The sequence below is a fragment of the Dietzia sp. SYD-A1 genome (assembly GCF_015356725.1).
GTDB lineage: Bacteria > Actinomycetota > Actinomycetes > Mycobacteriales > Mycobacteriaceae > Dietzia.
This window is the reverse complement of the sequence record NZ_JADDKI010000368.1, coordinates 1-754: the sequence shown is the minus strand read 5'-3', so window position 1 is coordinate 754 and position 754 is coordinate 1. Positions and strand designations below refer to the sequence as shown.

At 71.4% G+C, this 754-nt stretch carries 1 protein-coding gene; it reads right to left on the bottom strand.

Annotated elements, in window-relative coordinates:
- On the bottom strand, nucleotides 1-754 hold a 754-nt coding region (locus IY392_RS13925; protein ID WP_228549423.1), incomplete at both ends, for a peptidoglycan recognition protein.

Genomic DNA, 754 nt, shown 5'->3' with positions numbered 1-754 from the left:
GGGTTGGTGGGCGCGGGGGTTCCGCCTCCGCTCCGGGCGTAGGCGGCCGCGATGTCGCGGATCTGACCCATCTTGGCGTAACCGGCGTTGCCGGGGCACGAGGTGTTGCCGACGTCGCGGTGGGCGAAGATGTTGGGCAGTCGGACCGCGGCACCCGCCGGATACCTGGTGTACGAGGTGCCCTCGGAGTAGTGGGTGTCGGAACCCTTGGGGTCGACCCCGGCGACCGACAGGCGCCAGCCGATGATCTCGCCCATCTTGCGCACGGTGGCGTCGGGCGGGACCACGGTGGAGTAGTCGCCCATCATGGAGATGCCCCAGGTGTTGCCGTTGAAGCCGCCCGCGTGAGCGCCCTGGACGTTGCGGTTGAGCCCGCCGTGGCGTCCCTCGAAGGCCTGCCCGTACTTGTCGACCAGGACGTTGTAGCCGACGTCGCACCAGCCGAGGTTGCGCGCGTGGTAGGTGTAGATGCCCCGCACCACCCCGGCCGAGCCCTCGCGGGAGTAGTCGTTGCTGCCCGCGGTGTGGTGGACCACGGCGGCGGCGAGGCTGTTGTCGTAGGTGGCGTTGCGGCAGCGGATGGACTCGTCGGCCCCCCAGCCGGCGCGGCTGATGATCGCCGGCTGCCTGGCCGCGATGTCGCCGCTCGCGCCGGTCCCGCCCTGGGCGGCGATGTCCCCGTACGAGTCGGGTTCGGGGGTCGGGGTGTCGTCGGGGGAGATCAGCACCGCGGTGACCGAGTCCGCCGTCAGGT